Source organism: Nocardia asiatica NBRC 100129, from assembly GCF_000308415.1.
Lineage (GTDB): Bacteria > Actinomycetota > Actinomycetes > Mycobacteriales > Mycobacteriaceae > Nocardia > Nocardia asiatica.
In genome coordinates this window covers 1-780 of record NZ_BAFS01000269.1, presented here as the reverse complement: position 1 = coordinate 780, position 780 = coordinate 1, and the positions used below count along the sequence as shown (strand labels likewise).

At 68.3% G+C, this 780-nt stretch carries 1 protein-coding gene; it reads left to right on the top strand.

Translation table 11 applies throughout. The features are described 5' to 3' along the window. The coding region (locus tag ON27_RS25440) for an RNA polymerDNA-directed RNA polymerase subunit B (RefSeq protein ID WP_043733045.1) at positions 1 to 780 on the top strand (780 nt) is incomplete at both ends.

The window sequence follows — 780 nt, the reverse complement described above, 5'->3', positions numbered from 1 at the left end:
GTCGAGGCGATCACGCCGCAGACCCTGATCAACATCCGCCCGGTCGTCGCGGCGATCAAGGAGTTCTTCGGAACCTCCCAGCTGTCGCAGTTCATGGACCAGAACAACCCGCTGTCGGGCCTGACCCACAAGCGCCGCCTGTCGGCGCTGGGCCCGGGTGGTCTGTCCCGTGAGCGCGCCGGTCTGGAAGTCCGTGACGTCCACCCGTCGCACTACGGCCGCATGTGCCCGATCGAGACCCCGGAAGGCCCGAACATCGGCCTGATCGGATCGCTGTCGGTGTACGCGCGGGTCAATCCGTTCGGTTTCATCGAGACGCCGTACCGCAAGGTGGTCGACGGCCGGGTGACCGACGAGGTTCGCTACCTGACCGCCGACGAAGAGGACCGCCACGTTCGCGCGCAGGCCAACTCGCCGGTCGACGCCGAGGGCCGCTTCCTCGAGGACCGCGTGCTGTGCCGCCGCGGCAACGAGGAGAACGAGCTCGTCGCCGCCACCGAGGTCGACTACATGGACGTGTCGCCGCGTCAGATGGTGTCGGTCGCGACGGCGATGATCCCGTTCCTCGAGCACGACGACGCCAACCGCGCCCTGATGGGCGCGAACATGCAGCGTCAGGCGGTTCCGCTGATCCGTTCCGAGGCCCCGATCGTGGGCACCGGTATGGAGCTGCGCGCGGCCGTGGACGCGGGCGACGTCGTGGTGAACGAGAAGGCGGGCGTGGTCGAGGAGGTTTCCGCCGACTACGTCACCGTGATGGCCGACGACGGTACGCGCAAG